Annotated in this window: 16 protein-coding genes; 10 read left to right on the top strand and 6 right to left on the bottom strand. The window is 71.3% G+C overall.

Going from position 1 to position 17,695, the window contains the following annotated elements; all coding sequences use genetic code 11:
- Positions 1-10: 10 nt before the first annotated feature.
- Together ligA and AC2IPW_RS15365 are read left to right on the top strand one after the other, a co-directional pair.
- Positions 11-2,134: an NAD-dependent DNA ligase LigA gene (gene ligA / locus AC2IPW_RS15370; protein ID WP_486375140.1), complete on the top strand. Its 2,124-nt coding sequence runs from the start codon at positions 11-13 to the stop codon at positions 2,132-2,134.
- A gap of 79 nt (positions 2,135-2,213) precedes the next feature.
- Positions 2,214-2,702 carry a GNAT family N-acetyltransferase gene (locus AC2IPW_RS15365; RefSeq protein ID WP_003936973.1) on the top strand — a complete coding sequence of 163 codons (489 nt, stop codon included), beginning with the start codon at positions 2,214-2,216 and terminating at the stop codon, positions 2,700-2,702.
- Positions 2,703-2,711: 9 nt separating this feature from the next.
- On the opposite strand, the gene AC2IPW_RS15360 is transcribed toward AC2IPW_RS15365, so the two are convergent.
- Positions 2,712-3,362 carry an ACT domain-containing protein gene (locus tag AC2IPW_RS15360; RefSeq protein ID WP_003936974.1) on the bottom strand — a complete coding sequence of 217 codons (651 nt, stop codon included), beginning with the start codon at positions 3,360-3,362 and terminating at the stop codon, positions 2,712-2,714.
- A gap of 290 nt (positions 3,363-3,652) precedes the next feature.
- Between AC2IPW_RS15360 and gatC the strand changes: the two genes are divergently transcribed.
- Positions 3,653-3,952, top strand: coding sequence for an Asp-tRNA(Asn)/Glu-tRNA(Gln) amidotransferase subunit GatC (gatC, locus tag AC2IPW_RS15355; RefSeq protein ID WP_003936975.1), 300 nt, complete (start codon positions 3,653-3,655; stop codon positions 3,950-3,952).
- On the top strand, positions 3,949-5,424 hold the full coding sequence (gene gatA / locus AC2IPW_RS15350) for an Asp-tRNA(Asn)/Glu-tRNA(Gln) amidotransferase subunit GatA (protein WP_486375139.1): 1,476 nt from the start codon (positions 3,949-3,951) through the stop codon (positions 5,422-5,424). The genes gatC and gatA overlap by 4 nt, the downstream gene beginning before the upstream one ends.
- Before the next feature lie 26 nt (positions 5,425-5,450).
- On the opposite strand, the gene AC2IPW_RS15345 is transcribed toward gatA, so the two are convergent.
- Positions 5,451-6,761 (bottom strand): alpha/beta-hydrolase family protein, encoded by a 1,311-nt coding sequence (locus AC2IPW_RS15345; RefSeq protein WP_486375138.1) that lies wholly within the window; start codon positions 6,759-6,761, stop codon positions 5,451-5,453.
- Positions 6,758-7,336 carry a hypothetical protein gene (locus tag AC2IPW_RS15340; protein WP_486375137.1) on the bottom strand — a complete coding sequence of 193 codons (579 nt, stop codon included), beginning with the start codon at positions 7,334-7,336 and terminating at the stop codon, positions 6,758-6,760. Before AC2IPW_RS15340 ends, AC2IPW_RS15345 begins: the two co-directional genes overlap by 4 nt.
- 104 nt (positions 7,337-7,440) lie before the next feature.
- Between AC2IPW_RS15340 and AC2IPW_RS15335 the strand changes: the two genes are divergently transcribed.
- The 4 genes from AC2IPW_RS15335 to gatB all read left to right on the top strand — a co-directional run bounded on the left by AC2IPW_RS15335 (position 7,441) and on the right by gatB (position 12,027).
- On the top strand, positions 7,441-8,655 hold the full coding sequence (locus tag AC2IPW_RS15335; RefSeq protein ID WP_486375136.1) for a sensor histidine kinase: 1,215 nt from the start codon (positions 7,441-7,443) through the stop codon (positions 8,653-8,655).
- Positions 8,656-8,664: 9 nt separating this feature from the next.
- Complete coding sequence (locus AC2IPW_RS15330; protein ID WP_450121761.1) at positions 8,665-9,339, top strand: response regulator; 675 nt, start codon at positions 8,665-8,667, stop codon at positions 9,337-9,339.
- Positions 9,340-9,424: 85 nt separating this feature from the next.
- On the top strand, positions 9,425-10,456 hold the full coding sequence (locus tag AC2IPW_RS15325) for a 6-phosphofructokinase (protein WP_010596578.1): 1,032 nt from the start codon (positions 9,425-9,427) through the stop codon (positions 10,454-10,456).
- A gap of 59 nt (positions 10,457-10,515) precedes the next feature.
- Entirely contained in the window at positions 10,516-12,027 is a 1,512-nt protein-coding gene (gene gatB, locus AC2IPW_RS15320; protein ID WP_486375135.1) for an Asp-tRNA(Asn)/Glu-tRNA(Gln) amidotransferase subunit GatB, read from the top strand.
- A gap of 72 nt (positions 12,028-12,099) precedes the next feature.
- Here the strand turns inward: gatB and AC2IPW_RS15315 are convergent, their stop codons facing one another.
- Positions 12,100-12,516, bottom strand: a complete 417-nt coding sequence (locus tag AC2IPW_RS15315; RefSeq protein WP_450121760.1) for a VOC family protein — start codon at positions 12,514-12,516, stop codon at positions 12,100-12,102.
- A gap of 283 nt (positions 12,517-12,799) precedes the next feature.
- Here AC2IPW_RS15315 and AC2IPW_RS15310 point away from each other — a divergent pair, with 283 nt between their 5' ends.
- The gene (locus AC2IPW_RS15310) at positions 12,800-13,750 is read left to right on the top strand and encodes a linear amide C-N hydrolase (RefSeq protein WP_486375134.1); all 951 of its coding nucleotides are present in this window, start codon (positions 12,800-12,802) and stop codon (positions 13,748-13,750) included.
- Between the two features lie 24 nt (positions 13,751-13,774).
- Here AC2IPW_RS15310 and AC2IPW_RS15305 read toward each other — a convergent pair whose 3' ends face one another.
- A complete protein-coding gene (locus AC2IPW_RS15305) occupies positions 13,775-14,887 on the bottom strand; it encodes a PQQ-dependent sugar dehydrogenase (RefSeq protein WP_450121764.1) in 1,113 nt (370 codons plus the stop codon).
- Positions 14,888-14,999: 112 nt separating this feature from the next.
- Between AC2IPW_RS15305 and AC2IPW_RS15300 the strand changes: the two genes are divergently transcribed.
- On the top strand, positions 15,000-15,791 hold the full coding sequence (locus AC2IPW_RS15300; protein ID WP_486375133.1) for a DoxX family protein: 792 nt from the start codon (positions 15,000-15,002) through the stop codon (positions 15,789-15,791).
- 54 nt (positions 15,792-15,845) lie between these two features.
- On the opposite strand, the gene ilvD is transcribed toward AC2IPW_RS15300, so the two are convergent.
- Complete coding sequence (ilvD, locus tag AC2IPW_RS15295) at positions 15,846-17,687, bottom strand: dihydroxy-acid dehydratase (protein ID WP_486375132.1); 1,842 nt, start codon at positions 17,685-17,687, stop codon at positions 15,846-15,848.
- Between the last annotated feature and the right edge of the window lie 8 nt (positions 17,688-17,695).

Below are 17,695 nucleotides of genomic sequence, written 5' to 3'. Positions count from 1 at the left end.
TCTTTCCGGCGTGAGTGAATCGACGGACGCGCCCACCCAAGCTCCGCCCGACGTGCGCGAGCGCTGGCAGCAACTCGCGGAGGAGGTGCGCGAGCACCAGTTCCGTTACTACGTGCGCGATGCGCCGATCATCTCCGACGGTGCCTTCGACCAGTTGCTCGGCACGCTGAAGCAGCTCGAGGACGACTACCCCGACCTGCGCGTCCCCGATTCCCCGACCCAGCTCGTCGGGGGTGGCTTCGCCACCGACTTCACCGCCGTCGACCACCTCGAACGGATGCTCAGCCTCGACAACGTCTTCACCGAGGACGAGTTGCGGGCCTGGGCCTCCCGCGTGGAAGCCGAGACCGGCCCGGACCTGCACTACCTGTGCGAGGTGAAGATCGACGGCGTCGCGCTGAGCCTGGTGTACGAGGACGGCCGGCTGCGCCGGGCCGCCACCCGCGGCGACGGCCGCACCGGCGAGGAGGTCACGCTCAACGCCCTCACGATCGACGACATCCCCGAAAGGCTCACCGCGACAGAAGAATTCCCGATTCCGCGCGTGCTCGAGGTGCGGGGTGAGGTGTACTTCCGGCTCGAGGACTTCCACGCGCTCAACGCCGCCCTCGTCGCCGAGGGCAAGGCCCCGTTCGCCAATCCACGCAACACGGCGGCCGGATCGCTGCGGCAGAAGAACCCTGCGGTGACCGCGCGGCGGCGCCTCGGGATGATCTGCCACGGGCTCGGCCACGTCGAGGGATTCGAGCCGGTGTCGCTGTCGCAGTCCTACGCCGCCCTCGCCGCCTGGGGGCTGCCCGTCTCCGGGCACACCGCCCGCGTCGTCGGCGTCGACGAGGTCCTCGCCCGGATGCGGTACTGGGGTGAGCACCGCCACGACGTCGAGCACGAGATCGACGGGCTCGTGGTCAAGATCGACGAGGTGTCCCTGCAGCGGCGGCTCGGCAGCACCTCGCGCGCGCCCCGGTGGGCGATCGCCTACAAGTACCCGCCGGAGGAGGTGACCACCAAGTTGCTCGACATCCGGGTCAGCGTCGGCCGTACCGGCCGGGTCACCCCGTTCGCCTACATGGAACCGGTCACGGTCGCCGGATCGACCGTCTCCCTCGCCACGTTGCACAATGCGTCGGAGGTCGCACGCAAGGGGGTGCTGATCGGCGACACCGTGGTGCTGCGCAAGGCCGGTGACGTCATCCCCGAGGTGCTCGGGCCGGTCGTGGACCTGCGCGACGGCACCGAACGCGAGTTCGTCATGCCCACCGAATGCCCCGAGTGCGGGACACCGCTCGCCCCCGCCAAGGAAGGCGACGTGGACCTGCGCTGCCCCAACCAGCGGTACTGCCCGGCGCAGCTGCGCGAGCGGGTCTTCCACGTCGCGGGCCGCGGCGCGTTCGACATCGAGGCCCTCGGGTACGAGGCGGCCACCGCGCTGCTCGAGGCCGGGGTGATCGCCGACGAGGGCGACCTGTTCGACCTGACCGCCGACGACCTGCTGCGGACGTCGCTCTTCCGCACCAAGGCCGGGGCACTGTCCGCCAACGGCGCCCGGCTGCTCACGAATCTTCGTGCGGCCAAGGACAAGCCGCTGTGGCGGGTGCTGGTCGCGCTGTCGATCCGGCACGTCGGTCCGACCGCCGCGCGGGCGCTGGCCACCGAGTTCGGCAGCCTCGACCGGATCCGGGAGGCGTCCGTCGACGAGCTCGCCGCAGTGGAGGGGGTCGGACCGACCATCGCAGCGGCGCTGGGCGAATGGTTCGCGGTCGACTGGCACGTCGCGATCGTCGAGAAGTGGCGCGCGGCAGGGGTGCGCATGCTCGACGAGCGCGACGAATCCGTCGAACGCACCCTCGAGGGCCTGTCGATCGTCGTCACCGGCTCGCTCGAGGGGTTCTCCCGGGACCAGGCCAAGGAGGCGATCCTGCTCCGCGGCGGCAAGGCGGCCGGCTCGGTGTCGAAGAAGACCGCGTTCGTCGTCGTCGGGGACGCGCCGGGAACGAAGGCCGACAAGGCGGCCGAGCTGGGCGTCCCTGTCCTCGACGAAGAGGGGTTCCGCCGCCTGCTCGAGCTCGGCCCGGCCGCCGTCACGGAGGGCACCGACGCGATCGAGGAGGAGTTCGGCGAGCTCGAGAGCTGACCGGCGGCCGGTGCCGGTGTGACGAGGATCGCTCGGGAACCGTTTGGGCGGAAGGGGTGAGCACTGCGATAGTCCTCGAGTGATCGAGATCAGACGCGTGAGCCCGGACGAGTACGGCGCCGTCGGCGCCCTCACCGTCGACGTGTACGTCGGCGGCGGATTCGTCGAGCCCGACGACCCGTACGCCGAGCGTCTGCGCGACACCGCCGCCCGCGACGAACACGCCGAGGTGGTGATCGCGCTCGTCGGCGGTGAGATCGTCGGGTCGGTGACGCTGGCCGAGCCGGCATCACGCTTCGCGAACGTCGCCGAGAAGGGCGAACTCGAGTTCCGGATGCTGGCCGTCGCGGCGTCGGCGCGCGGGCGCGGTGTCGGGTCGGCGCTGGTGCGGCACGTCCTCGACACCGCCTACGACCGCGGTGACCGCGCGGTGGTGCTCTCCACCCAGCCGGACATGGTCGAGGCGCGCCGCATCTACGACCGCAACGGATTCGTCCCGGTCACCGAGCGCGACTGGGCGCCGGTGCCCGGCGTGGAGCTGACCACCCTGGTCCGCGAACTGGTCTGAGGCGTCCGGTCAGCCGAGGACCGTGCCGATGATGCCGGCCAGGTAGCCGAGCCGGGCCACCTCGGACGGGCGGAACTCCGGGCCGCCGGGCCGGCCGAGCATCAGCACCCGTCCGTGGGTGCCCAGCGGCGCCGCCGCCAGAGTCGTGTTCATCGTCCGCCACAGGTCGGGCACCCACTCGCCCTCGTGGTCGAGCAGCATCGGCTTCTCCAGCGGCATCCACGGCACCTCCGCCGGCCGGGTCTCGGGGGCACCGGAACTGCCCACGACCCGGTACGCGCCGTGCGGGCCGGTGTCCACGACGGTCGCCCAGCCGACCCGCAGCACCCGGGGTGCGCCGTCGACGAGCACCTGCAACCGGTCGTGGCGTGCGGTGGCAACCTGGTCGATCAGCTCGAGTTCGCGGTGGGTGTCGAGGATTCCCGCATAGGGCCGGATCGAGTCCACCGTCACGCCCTCGAGGCGTTCGGCGGCCGTGATGAGCGTGTCCGGCAGCGAACCGGCATCGACGTCGACGACGAGATCGTCGATCGCGAAGCCGGCGCCGCGCTCGACGACGTCGAGCGAGAGGATGTCCGCACCGACCGACCCGAGCGCGACGGCGAGTGAGCCGAGGCTGCCCGGGCGATCGGGAAGCTGGACGCGTAACAGGTACGACACGAGCGTCCTTTCCCGGTTCCGAAGTCACGGCCGAGGCGGCCGGCCTGCGACGGACACCATCTTTTCACCCCCGAACCCCTACCGGACGCCGCTCCGGCACAGCGGCGCCGAGACCTGCCGGGAAACCGCCGGTCACGCGCGCCTTGTCACACGAACGACACAGGTGTTTCTCCGAACTGCAACACGGCCGGCGGCCGGCGACGGTCCGGGGAACCGGCGAAACCGTGCCGTTCGGCACGCACTACCCTGGACGGCACGTTCGTTTCTTCATCGGAAAGGGGTCACCGAAGGTGCCTGCCATCTCCCGTGACGAGGTCGCGCACCTCGCCCGGTTGTCCCGGCTCGCGCTGACCGACGCCGAACTCGACGAGTTCGCCGGCCAGCTGGATACGATCCTCAGCCACGTCAAGGCTGTGTCGGAGGTGGCCGCGGACGATGTGGCGCCGATGGCCAACCCGAACGCGGTGACCAACGTGACCCGTCCCGACGAGGTGCACCCGGGCCTGACCCCGGAGCAGGCGCTCGCCGCTGCCCCGCTGGTCGAGGACGGCCGCTTCTCCGTCCCGCAGATCCTGGGGGAGGGCGAATGAGCACCGACCTCACCCGGCTGTCCGCGGCCGATCTCGCCGAACGCATCCACTCCGGCGACCTGTCGTCGGTCGAGGTGACTCGTGCGCACCTCGACCGCATCGCCGAGGTCGACGGCGAGTACCACGCCTTCCTGCACGTGGCGGGCGACCAGGCGCTGGCCGCGGCAGCCGAGGTGGACCGCGCGGTCGCGGCGGGGGAGAGCCCGGCCTCGCCGCTCGCCGGGGTCCCGATCGCCCTCAAGGACGTGTTCACCACGACCGACATGCCCACCACGTGTGCCTCGAAGATCCTCGAGGGCTGGATGTCGCCGTACGACGCGACCCTGACGACGAAGCTGCGGCAGGCGGGCATCCCGATCCTGGGCAAGACCAACATGGACGAGTTCGCCATGGGCTCGTCCACCGAGAACTCCGCGTACGGCCCCACCCGCAACCCGTGGGACACCACCCGCATCCCCGGTGGGTCCGGTGGCGGTTCGGCCGCCGCGCTGGCCTCCTACCAGGCGCCGCTGGCGATCGGCACCGACACCGGCGGGTCGATCCGCCAGCCGGCCGCCGTCACCGCCACGGTCGGCACCAAGCCCACCTACGGCACGGTCTCCCGGTTCGGTCTCGTCGCGTGCGCGTCGTCCCTCGACCAGGGCGGCCCGTGCGGCCGCACTGTGCTCGACACCGCGTTGCTGCACGAGGTGATCGCCGGCCACGACCCGCGCGACTCCACGTCGGTGGACGCGCCCGTCCGGCCCGTCGTCGAGGCCGCCCGCCAGGGCGCGCAGGGCGACCTGAAGGGGCTGCGCATCGGGGTCGTCAAGGAACTGCACTCGGACAGCTACCAGCCGGGCGTGCTGGCGTCGTTCGACGCGGCCGTGGCCGAACTGACCGCGCTCGGCGCCGAGGTCGTCGAGGTCTCCTGCCCGCACTTCGAATACGCGCTCGCCTCGTACTACCTCATCCTGCCGTCCGAGGTCTCGTCCAACCTGGCCCGCTTCGACGCCATGCGCTACGGCCTGCGCGTCGACGACGGCACGATGAGCGCCGAGCAGGTCATGGCCGCCACCCGGGCCGCCGGGTTCGGCAAGGAGGTCAAGCGCCGCATCATGATCGGGACCTACGCGTTGTCCTCCGGCTACTACGAGGCCTACTACGGGCAGGCGCTCAAGGTCCGCACCCTCATCGCGCGGGACTTCGAGAAGGCGTACGAGCAGGTCGACGTCCTCGTCTCGCCGACCAGCCCCTTCACGCCGTGGAAGATCGGCGAGAAGGTCGACGATCCGCTGGCGATGTACCTGTCGGACCTGTGCACGCTCCCGACCAACCTTGCCGGGCACTGCGCGATGTCCGTTCCGTCCGGGCTGTCCGCCGACGACGGGCTGCCCGTCGGTCTGCAGATCATGGCCCCGGCCCTCGCCGACGAGCGGCTCTACCGCGTCGGCGCCGCGTTCGAGGCCGCCCGCGGCCCGATCGTCGCCTGAGTCCGGCTCCCGGTGCGACCGCCGCGTCAGGGGCGGTCGCACCGGGCCTGGTCCGGGCCGTAGCGGTGCCCGTGACCGGGAGGCGCGTCCAACGCCACCGGCAGGTCCAGCGTCGCCTGCACGAAGCTGACCACCGGCAGCCACCGCGGCACGGGCGCGTCGCGCCGCGCACGGGACAGGTCGGGCGGTGACCACAGCAGCGACGGTTGCCACCACACCACCGGATCCGACGTGTTCGCGGTGACGACCGCCCCGTCCGTGCGCACCGCGCCTGCCGGTGGACCGGCCCAGATCGCCGTGCACGGACCCGTCGCGGTCGCCGCGAGGGCGGCGCTGCCCCCGATCGAGCCGAGGCTCTGCCCGTACACGTGCACCTGTGGACGCCGGACCGGGTCCAGGGCATCGATGCGGGATCGTACGGACGTGAGCAGTGCGCGGGCCGACTCCGCGGCCGCGTTCCGGTCGAACAGGAAGGTCACCCAGCTGGGTGCGGCCGAGTACTGCTGCGCGACGAGCGCGACGTCGCCGCCGAACAGCGAGGTGAACCCCCGCACCGCGGCGGGGTCGACCCACCCCGAGCCGGTGGGCACCACCACTACGACATGGGCGCGTGCGAACCCGCCCGCGCGCTCGAGCTCGCGGACGGCGAGCGCTGCGCGCGACCGGACGTCCGGCGCGGATTCGAGCCCCACGTATGTGCGGATCGCTCGCGCGTCGGCGCTCACGAAACGGCGACCCTCGTCGCCCAGTGACTGCCACGCCACCAGCGACGACGGGCCCCCGGCCGCGGTGGCGGCGACGGGCGCCGCGTCCGGATACACCTGCCCGGCCCCGACGGGAGCGACCGCGGCGACCGCTCCCAGCATCACCGCGACGGCCGTGGCGGCGGCCGCGCGGACACCCGCCCGCCGCCACGTCTCCGGAACCCGGCCGAGCACCCGCGTCGCGCCGAGGACCCACGAGGAGCACACGCACACGACGATCCAGTGCGCCGGGCCCGTCGTGGGCCGCCCCATCGCGGCCCGCAACCCGTCCTGCCACTGCGCTGCCGCGAGAACCGTCCACCCCAGCGCGACGGCTGCGGCGAGCAGCGCCACCAGCCGCGCTGCGGGGCGCGCGGACCCCGCGTTCCGCCGGCGGCACAGGCCGGCGGCTCCCGCCGCGGCTGCGGCGGCGCATCCGGAGACCGCGGCCTGCGCCAGGGCCGGACGGGGCAGCAGCGACGGCGCGAGCGAGACCCACACCGCCACCGTCACGGCTGCGGTCGTCGCCACCCGCGGGCAGCGCCCTGCGAGGGCGTCGAACCCCGAGTCCTGGGACGTCGCGCGCCCACTCATCGGGGCGTCCATCGCGCCGCTGCAACCAGCGCCCACACCGCGGCCGCGTACGGAAGCGGTGACTCGGGGATCGGGGCTCCGTCGCGTTGCCGCCACGAATTCACCCGTACTGCAAACGAAGTCACAGTCGCGGTGACGACGCACCAGTCGTCGCCGGGTGCCGTCGCGCGGCACGCCTCGTGCAGCTGCCGGCTCAGCCGGGCGTCCAGGCCGCGCCGCGCCTGCGGACCGGGTTCGTGTCCCGACGACCGCGCGTACCGCAACAGGTCGTATCCGAGATCGTGCTCCCGGCAAGGCGTTTCGAAGAAGTCCGGCAGGGGGACGGGGGAGGAGCAGCCGCCGAGCGGGTCCACCAGGATCCCGTCCTCGGTGACCGGTCGATAGTGCATCGCCGGCTCGAAGCCGTCCGGGAAGGTGTCGAGCGCTGCCGCGGTGTCGCCCTCGGACAGTTCCGCCACGGTCGCAATCACGGTGTCCGGATCGGGCCGCGTCGGCGGAGCGGGCTGTGCCCACGTGGTTCCCAGACACAGCGCTGCGGCCGTGCCCAGTAGAGCTGTCATGGGTGGTCTGCGCATGTGGCGGACGTTAGGGACGGCGGGGACTGCGGGAGATCCCGCGACGGAGCGGTCCGGCCACGAGCGTCTGCCGCCACGGGGCCAGGCGGATCTCACTCCCCGGTATGACGACAGTGAACACGCCCCGGACCTACCGTGGTGCCGTGCACTGGACGAGAGAACACGGCCGCGGCCGTTGGGGGACGATGGCGATCGTAGCGGTGACCCTGATCCTGTATGCGGTCGCGTGGCCCACCCTGCACCTCACTCACGAGGTGCCCGTCGCGCTGATGCCCGTCGTAGCGGCGCTCGCGGCCTGGCCGTTCGTGGCGATCCGGACCGACCCCGCCCTCGGCTGGGCGGTTTCGGCCGGGGCCGCGCTGGCGATCCCCCGCGCCTTCGACCTCGTCCCCGGCTACGACTACCCCTGGCAGGTGGTGCACATCCTCGTGCTGTGCGCGCTTCTCGTCGCGGTGAGCATGCGCGCTTCCCTTCAGGTCGCCGGGCTCGTGTGGGCGGCCACCGTGGTGCTGTTCTTCACCCACGTGCCGGGGCAGGACGGCTGGGGGTGGGCACTCGGCCTGACTGCGATGGCGGTGTTCGGCCTGCTCGTGCGGTGGCTCGTGCTGTCCCGCCGCCAGCTCGCCCGGCAGGAGGAGGTCAGCGAACTCGAACGGGCCCGCCGGGCGATCCTCGAGGAGAAGGCCCGCATCGCCCGAGACCTGCACGACATCGTCGCGCACCACATGTCCCTCGTCGTCGTGCAGGCGCAGAGCGCCCCGTACCGTCTGCCGGGCGTCTCCGAGCCGGTACGCGCCGAGTTCGACTCCATCGGGGCGACCGCGCGCGAGGCGCTGAACGAGGTGCGCGGCATGCTCGGGGTGCTCCGGAGTGACAGCCTCCCCGACGACAGGGGCGCCGACGACGAACGGGTGCAGGATCCGCAGCCCGGCCTGGACCGGCTCGGGGACCTGTTCGAGGGGGCGCGGCGCGCCGGCATGGTCCTGTCCACCGCGGAGAACGGTGATCCGTCCGGCGTCTCGGACGCCACGGCCCTGACGGTGTACCGCATCCTGCAGGAATCGCTCGCCAATGCCGCCCGTCACGCCTCCGGTGCGCCGGTGCGGGTCCGCGTGGGCTACGGGCCGGACGAGGTGAGCGTGACCGTGTGCAACGGCCCCGGGCAGGCGGGGCCCGGGCCGGGGGACCGCAGCGGTGGCAACGGCATCCGCGGCATGGTCGACCGGGCCCTGGCGGTCGGAGGCCACCTCGTCGCCCATCCCGCCCCGGGCGGTGGCTTCGAGGTGCGAGCGCAGCTGCCGCGCGTCCCGACAGCCTAGGCTGAGGCCGTGACGGACCCGAGCCCCATCACCGTGTTGATCGCCGACGACCAGGCCATGGTTCGGCAGGGCTTCGGCGCGCTGCTCGCCGCCCAATCCGACATCAGCGTCGTCGGCGACGCTCCGGACGGGCGGCGGGCCGTCGCGGAGGCGGCCCGCCTGCGGCCCGACGTCGTCCTGATGGACGTCCGGATGCCCGAGATGAACGGACTGGACGCGGCCCGGCACATCCTGGGCGGGCGGGCCGATCCGCCCACGCGGGTACTGATGCTCACCACGTTCGACATCGACGACTACGTCTACGAGGCGCTGAGCCTCGGCGCCAGCGGGTTCCTGCTCAAGGACGCGCCCGCCGAGGAACTGGTCCGGGCGGTCCGCGTCGTCGCCGACGGCCAGGCGCTGCTCGCCCCGACCGTCACACGCCGGCTCATCGCGGACGTCACCCGCCGGCGATCGCCGCGCCGCGGCCGCGACCGGGCACTCGACGTGCTCACCCCGCGCGAACGTGAGGTGCTCGAGCTGATTGCCCGAGGACTGTCGAATCAGGAGATCGCCGCTCACCTGTTCGTCGCCGAGCAGACGGTCAAGACGCACGTGGGGAAGGTGTTCGGGAAGTTGCACCTGCGGGACCGGGCACAGGCGGTGGTGCTGGCATACGAGTCCGGACTGGTCGTGCCGGGGTGAGCGACGCCGGCGATCGGGATGCCGCGGGCGCCGTGCCGGGGCAGTATTGCCGGGAGGACCACCGACAACCTGCACGGAGGAACGAATGACGCGCATCGGCATTCTCACCAGCGGCGGGGACTGCCCCGGCCTGAACGCGGTGATCCGCGGAGCGGTCCTCAAGGGCAGGACCGTCTACGACCAGGAATTCGTCGGGTTCCTCGACGGTTGGCGCGGATTGGTGGAAGGCGATGCAATCCCCTTGGACCGCAGCAAAGTTCGCGGATTGTCGCATCAGGGCGGCACCATCCTCGGCACCAGCCGGTTCGGCCCCTACCAGGGACCGGACGGCGGCGCGGAGAACATCGCCCGCACGCTCGAGCGCATGGGCGTCGACGCCGTGATCGCCATCGGCGGCGAGGGCACGGCCGCCGCGTCCAAGCGGCTGTTCGAGGAGGGCATCCGGATCGTCGGGGTACCCAAGACCATCGACAACGATCTCGGCCAAACCGACTACACCTTCGGATTCGACACCGCCGTCGAGATCGCCACCGAGGCGATCGACCGGCTGCGCACCACCGGCAACTCGCACAAGCGCTGCATGGTCCTCGAGGTGATGGGCCGGGAGGCGGGGTGGATCGCGCTGCACTCCGGCACCGCCGGGGGCGCCCACGCCATCCTCATCCCCGAACAACCCGAGAGCATCGAACAGATCTGCGAATGGGTCACCAGTGTCCGGGACCGCGGCCGCGCCCCGATGGTGGTGGTCGCGGAGGGATTCACCCTGCCGGACATGGCCGAGGCGTACTCCGACAAGGGACGCGACGAGTTCGACAGGCCACGGCTCGGCGGCATCGCCGACGTCCTCGCCCCGATGATCGAGGAGCGCACGGGCATCCAGACCCGTGCCACGATCCTCGGCTACATCCAGCGGGGCGGCGTGCCCACGGCCTTCGATCGGGTACTCGCCACCCGCCTGGGTATGGCGGTCACCGATCTCGTCGCCGACGAGGAGTGGGGCCACATGGTGGCGCTGCACGGAACCGACATCGTCCGGGTCGGTTTCGACGAGGCGCTCGCCAACCACAAGCGGGTGCCGAAGGACCGCTACGAGGAGATGCGGATCATCTTCGGGTGAGCTCACGCCGGGCGTGAGCGCCGGATCGCCGGATGTCGGCACCGTCTAAAATCGAGCCCATGACTGCCGCCATGTCCGATGATCTGCTCGCCTACGACGAGGTGCTCGCGAAGTTCGAGCCCGTGATGGGCATGGAGGTGCACGTCGAACTGCACACCGCCACCAAGATGTTCTGCCCGTGCCCGACCACGTTCGGGGCCGAGCCGAACACCCAGGTGTGCCCGGTGTGCCTCGGTCTGCCCGGTTCGCTGCCCGTGGTCAACCAGGCGGCGGTGGAGTCGGCGATCCGCATCGGGCTGGCGCTCAACTGCTCGATCACGCCGTGGGGCCGGTTCGCGCGGAAGAACTACTTCTACCCGGACCAGCCGAAGAACTACCAGATCTCGCAGTACGACGAGCCGATCGCCACGGACGGCCACCTGGACGTGGTCCTCGACGACGGCAGCACGTGGCGGGTGGAGATCGAGCGCGCTCACATGGAAGAGGACACCGGCAAGTCGTTGCACGTGGGCGGCGCCACGGGCCGCATCCACGGGGCGAGTCACTCGCTGCTCGACTACAACCGGGCGGGGGTGCCGCTCATCGAGATCGTCACCAAGCCGATCGTCGGTGCCGGCGAGCGCGCCCCCGAGGTCGCCCGCGCCTACGTCACCGCGCTGCGGGACTTGCTGAAGGCTCTCGACGTGTCCGACGTGCGCATGGACCAGGGCTCGATGCGGTGCGACGCCAACGTCTCGCTCAATCCGATCGGAGCGGCGGAGTTCGGCACCCGGACCGAGACGAAGAACGTCAACTCCCTGAAGTCGGTCGAGGTCGCCGTGCGGTACGAGATGCGCCGCCAGGCCGCGGTTCTGACCGCGGGCGGCACCGTGGTGCAGGAGACCCGGCACTTCCAGGAGGCGGACGGCACCACGTCCCCGGGCCGGCGCAAGGAGACGGCGGAGGACTACCGCTACTTCCCGGAGCCGGACCTCGAACCGATCGCTCCGAGCGCGGAGTGGGTCGAGGAACTGCGCGCCACCCTGCCCGAGCTGCCGTGGTTGCGGCGCGCCCGGATCCAGGCCGAGTGGGGCATCTCCGACGAGGAGATGCGCGACCTCGTCAACGCCGGCGCCCTGGACCTGATCATCGCCACCACCGAGGCCGGGGCCCCGGCCTCGGAGTCCCGGTCCTGGTGGGTCGCCTACCTGGCGCAGCAGGCCAACAGCCGCGGCGTCGAGCTCGGCGAGCTGCCCATCACCCCGGCGCAGGTCGCAGAGGTGATCGCCCTCGTCGCCGACGGCACGCTCACCAACAAGCTCGCCCGCAAGGTCGTCGACTACGTGCTCGCCGGTGAGGGCGACCCGAAGCAGATCCTCGCTGCCCACCCCGAGCTGGTGGTCGTGCGCGACGACTCGCTGATCAAGTCGGAGGTGGAGAAGGCACTGGCCGCCAACCCCGACATCGCCGACAAGATCCGCAGCGGCAAGGTCCAGGCAGCCGGCAAGATCGTCGGCGACGTGATGAAGGCCACCCGCGGCCAGGCCGACCCGGCCCTGGTCAAGGAGCTCGTGCTCGCCGCCTGCAGCTGAGTTCTTCGAGAGGAAGTTCTTGCACGAGAGAGGGTGGCCCGCCGGGACGGCAGGCCACCCTCTCACGTGTGTCTACTGCGATTCGCCGGCGATGTTCACCATCCACTGGATGCCGAACCTGTCGGTGCACATGCCGAAGTGGTCGCCCCACGGTGCTCGCTCGAGCGGCACGGCGACGGTTCCGCCGTCGCTGAGCTTGTCCCAGTAGCCACGCAGCTCGGTCTCGTCGTCGCCGCTGAGGGATATCGAGATGTTGTCCCCCGGGTTGTAACTCATCTGGTTCGGGGTGTCCGCCGCCATCAGGACGAATCCGTTCGGACTCGACAGCATCGAGTGCATGACCTTGTCCTGCTCGGACGGGTCATCGCTCGCGTGCATCTCTGCGAACGTGCTCACGTTCAGTTCTCCGCCGAACACGGACCGGTAGAACTCCATGGCCTGGCGGGCATTGTCGCGAAAACTGATGTACGGGTTCAGTCGTGTGGTCATTTCGGGCCCCCCTCGGGCGTACCACTGCGTCGGACCGATCGGCGATATTGTCGCACCGGCCCGCACGGGAGGTGGGCGTAGAACCGAATATACTGCAGCACAGTACAAGTCGTGTGCACGGAACGGGATCGGCGCCGTTCCGTGCAATTGGTTCGCGAAAACGCTCGAATCGGACCGAAATGTCCGTATCGTCGTTCCCGTCGCGGGCGGCATGTCGACGCTCACGGCACGGACGGCCGGATTTCCCCTCGGGCATTCTGGAGGACCGATGTGCACTCGGGCGATGTGGACCGGAAGCGGGCACGGCGTTCTCGTCGGCCGGAACATGGACTGGCGCGAGGAGATGGACACGAACCTGTGGTCGCTGCCGCGCGGGGCCGACCGGATCGGGCACGACCGTGATCCCGACCCCATGACCTGGACGGCCCGCTACGGCAGCCTGGTGGCCACCGTCTGGGACAACGCCACGAGCGACGGGATCAACGAGGCCGGTCTGGCCGCCCACGTGCTGTGGCTCGCGGAAGCCGATTTCGGGGAACGGAACCCGGATGTTCCCGCGCTCGCGGTGTCCCTGTGGCCGCAGATCTTCCTGGACCTGTGCGGGACCGTCGACGAGTGCCTCGCACTGATGGCCGACCGGCCCTTCCAGGTCCGTCCGCTGATCGAACCGCGGTCCCGGCGTCCCGCAACCGTGCATCTGGCCCTCGAGGACGCGAACGGCGACTCCCTGATCCTCGAGCACATCGGGGGAACGCTGCGGGTGCACCACGACCGCGCGCACACCGTGATGACGAACTCGCCGCCCTACGACGAACAGATCGAACTCCGGAAGAACTTCACCGGCTTCGGGGGATCCGAGCCGCTGCCGGGCACGACGGAAGCGTCCGACCGCTTCGTCCGGGCCGGCTACTATCTCGACCGGTTGCCCGCCGTGGAGACGCCGACCCGCGCGTATGCGGCGCTGCTGAGCGTCATGCGCAACGTTGCACAACCTTTCGGCGAGCCGGATCCGCAGCGGCCGAACATCTCGATGACGATCTGGCGCACGCTGGCGGACCTCACCGAGGGGCTGTACATATTCGAGTCGTCGTTCAGCCCGAACATCGTGTGGACCCGGTCGGCCGACATGGACTTCTCGACCTGCCGCAGGCTCGACCTGGCGAAACCGGGTCTGCTGGGCAACGTGAGCGGCGCGTTCACCGATGCGGCCGAGCCGCCCTTCACGCTGTCGTGAAGGATCCGTGCCGGACGGTTCCGGCTAGTCGAAACCGCCGCCGCCTGCGGGGAACTGGATCAGCACGACACGATCGTCGTTCGGGCCCGGTTCGCCACCGGACTTGTTGACGGTGGACACCCACAGCTGCCCGTCCCCACCCACCGCCGCGCCGCCGAGCCGGCCGTAGCGGTCCTGCACGGCCGTCACGGGCGCGGCCGTCACCGCCCCGGTTCCGGGGTCGACGGCGACCACCGCCACCGCCTTGCCGTCCGTCAGCGACACCGCGACCGCGTCCGCTCCGGCCGCGCATCCGGCCACGCCCGGACGTTCGGGCCACGTCCACGCCGGGGACGCGCTCACCGCGCCGTCCACGTCGACACGCTGCAGCCGGTCCTCGAGGACGGTGCGGTCGGTGATCCACAGGTTCCCGGCGGGGTCCCGGCACACGTCGCCCGCCGTCCCGATCCCGGACAGCACGACCGACGGCGCGGCAGCCGCACCCGGCGCCGGCACGGGCATGCGCAGCAGCTTTCCGGCGAGCGACCCCGGATCGGCCGCCGCGGCCGCATCTCCGGCATTGCCGGTCAGCACCACCAGGTCGGTGGGGGAGGTGAACTCGAGCGCCCCCGCGTTCCCGCTCGCTCCCCGCGGGATGCCGGTAAACACCGGCTTCGGGACGTCGCCCGCGGCGAGCCGCACGACGCGGTTGTCGGTGGGGGTGGTGATGTAGGCGTAGAGCAGCCGATCCTCGTCGTAGGTCGGCGACAGTGCGAGATCGAGGAGCCCACCGTCGCCGGATCCGTCGACCGGCACGGTCGCCACCTCCACCGGCTCCGTTCGCGGCGCCACCCGCAGGATCCGGCCCGTGCGCCGCTCCGCGACGAGCGCGGACGCGCCGTCGGGCAGGGTGACCAGCCCGCCCGTGGTATCGAGACAGGTGGCGACCACCGCGGGGTCGGGGTCCTGGCACGGGCCCGGCGGTGTGGGTGGTGCGCCCGTCGTCGTGGTTTCCGTCGGGGGTTCGAGCGGTTCGAGTTCGGCGCCCGCGTCGAAACTCGGTTCCGGGGTGAACGGCGTGGTGGTTGCGTCGTCGAACCGGGCGCACGACGTGGTGAACGCGAGCAGACCCACGATCGACGCGACCGCCGTTCGCATCCGTCGCGACCCACCGACTCTCGCGCGCCTCGTCATGTCCATGACGTTACCGGGGCGGCGCGCCCCGCCTCGGTTCCCGGGTCGGCCCTCCCGGTCGACCTACCCTGGTCCGGTGACCGACAAGGCGAAAGACCACCTTCCGGAGCCGACGCCGCAGAATGCCGCGGAGCCGGTGTCGAGTCCCTACGACGAACCCACGCTGGAGCTGCGGCGTCCCCGTTCGTCGATGCTCGAATCCGACGACGACCTCGACCTCGACAACTCCGCTTTCGACCGGCCGGCGCAGTACGGCTACGACGACTCCGGCGTCGCGCCCACCGAACAGCTGTACCGGTACGAGCCCGGCGGCGCGACCGCGGCTGCCGTCGGCGTGGAGGAGGGGGCCGCGACCGGTCCGGCGAAGGCGCGCCGCGGCAGCCTGGACCTGGGGCTGCTCGTGTTGCGGTTGGTCGTCGGCGCCACCATGGTGGTGCACGGGCTGCAGAAGCTGACCGGGCTGTGGGGCGGTCCCGGTATGGACGGGTTCGAGGCGATGCTCGCCGACGCCGGCTACCAGCGTCCGGCGCTGCTCGCGGTGCTCGGTGCGGTGGGGGAGGTGGCGGCCGGCGCGCTGCTGATCCTCGGCCTGCTCACCCCGCTCGCCGCCGCCGCCGTGCTGGCGATCATGATCAACGCGTGGCTGTTTCGGCAGTCCGCCGAGCCGGGACTGCAGTACTTCGCACCGGACGGGGTCGAGTACGAGACCCTGCTCGCGGCCACCGCGGCGGTGATCGTCCTGACCGGCCCGGGCCGCATCGCGATCGACGGCACCCGCGGCTGGGCGACCCGGCCGTTCCTCGGCTCCTTCGTCGCACTGCTGCTCGGCGTCGCCGGCGGGGTCTGCCTCTGGCTGTTCGGCCGCTGACGCGGCCGGTGTGTCCTTCGGGTTGCCCCGGCAGCCCGAAGGACACACCGGTGCCTACGGCACCTGGCGGACGGCGCCCTTGTCGGCCGAGGTCGCCAACGCGGCGTAGGCGCGCAGCGCGGTGGTGACCGTGCGCTGCCGGTCGACCGGCTGCCACGGCCGCTCCGACGCCTCCATCTTGGCGCGCCGCTCGGCGAGAACGGCGTCGTCGACGAGGACCTCGAGGGTGCGGGAGGGAACGTCGATCCGGATCCGGTCGCCGTTCTCGAGCAGACCGATCACACCACCGGACGCAGCTTCGGGCGAGATGTGCCCGATCGACAGCCCCGAGGTGCCACCGGAGAAGCGGCCGTCGGTGATCAGGGCGCACCGCTTGCCCAGACCCGCGCCCTTGAGGAACGCGGTGGGGTGCAGCATCTCCTGCATGCCGGGGCCGCCGGCGGGTCCCTCGTAGCGGACCACCACCACGTCACCGGGCTGCACCTTCTTGCCGAGGATCACCGAGACGGCCTCCTCCTGCGACTCGACGACGAGCGCCGGGCCCTCGAAGGTGAACAGATCCTCGTCGATGCCGGCGGTCTTGAGGATCGCACCGTCCGGGGCGAGGTTGCCGCGCAGGACGACGAGTCCACCCTCGACGGTGTAGGCGTGCTCGACGTCCCGGATGCAGCCGCCTGCGGCATCGGTGTCCAGCGACGACCAGCGGTTGTCGGTGGAGAAGGGCTCGGTCGTGCGGACGCCGCCGGGCGCCGCGTGGAACAGCTCGATCGCCTCGTCGGAGGCCTTGCCGGAACGGATGTCCCACGTGTCGAGCCACTCGTCGAAGCTCGCGGTGTGGACCGTGGTCACGTCCGTCTCGAGCAGGCCGCCACGGCGCAGCTCGCCGAGGATCGCCGGGATGCCGCCGGCCCGGTGGACGTCCTCCATGTGGTAGTCCGAGTTCGGGGAGACCTTCGACAGGCACGGCACCCTGCGGCTGATCGCGTCGATCGTGGTGAGGTCGAAGTCGACCTCGCCCTCCTGCGCGGCGGCGAGCGTGTGCAGCACGGTGTTGGTCGAGCCGCCCATCGCGACGTCGAGCGCCATGGCATTCCGGAACGCGGCGGGGGAGGCGATGTTGCGCGGCAGGACCGACGCGTCCTCGTCCCGGTACCAGCGCAACGCCGCCTCGACGACCGTGGTCCCGGCCCGCTCGAACAGCGCGCGGCGTGCCGCGTGGGTGGCCAGCGTCGAGCCGTTGCCGGGCAGCGCCAGTCCGAGCGCCTCGGTCAGGCAGTTCATCGAGTTCGCGGTGAACATGCCCGAGCACGACCCGCACGTCGGGCAGGCGCTGCGCTCGACCTCGTCGAGGCCCTCGTCGGTGACGGCGTCGTTGGCCGACGCCGAGATCGCCGTGATCAGGTCGGTGGGGGCCTGCGCGACACCGCCGACGACCACCGCCTTGCCCGCCTCCATCGGACCGCCCGAGACGAACACCGTCGGGATGTTCAGGCGCATCGCAGCGTTGAGCATGCCCGGGGTGATCTTGTCGCAGTTGGAGATGCACACCAGCGCGTCGGCGGTGTGCGCGTTGACCATGTATTCCACCGAATCGGCGATGATCTCGCGGCTGGGCAGGGAGTACAGCATGCCGCCGTGCCCCATGGCGATGCCGTCGTCGACGGCGATGGTGTGGAACTCGCGCGGCACACCGCCCGCGGCCCGGACCGCCTCGGCGACGATGTCGCCGACGTCCTTGAGGTGCACGTGGCCGGGCACGAACTGCGTGTAGGAGTTCGCGATCGCGACGATCGGTTTGCCGAAGTCGGAGTCGGTCATGCCGGTGGCGCGCCACAGGGCGCGGGCCCCGGCGGCATTGCGTCCGGCGGTGGTGGTGCGTGACCTCAACGGGGGCATCGGATTCC

The sequence above is a fragment of the Rhodococcus sp. NS-SX18 genome (assembly GCF_057367935.1).
This window is presented reverse-complemented; position numbering and strand designations above follow the sequence as displayed.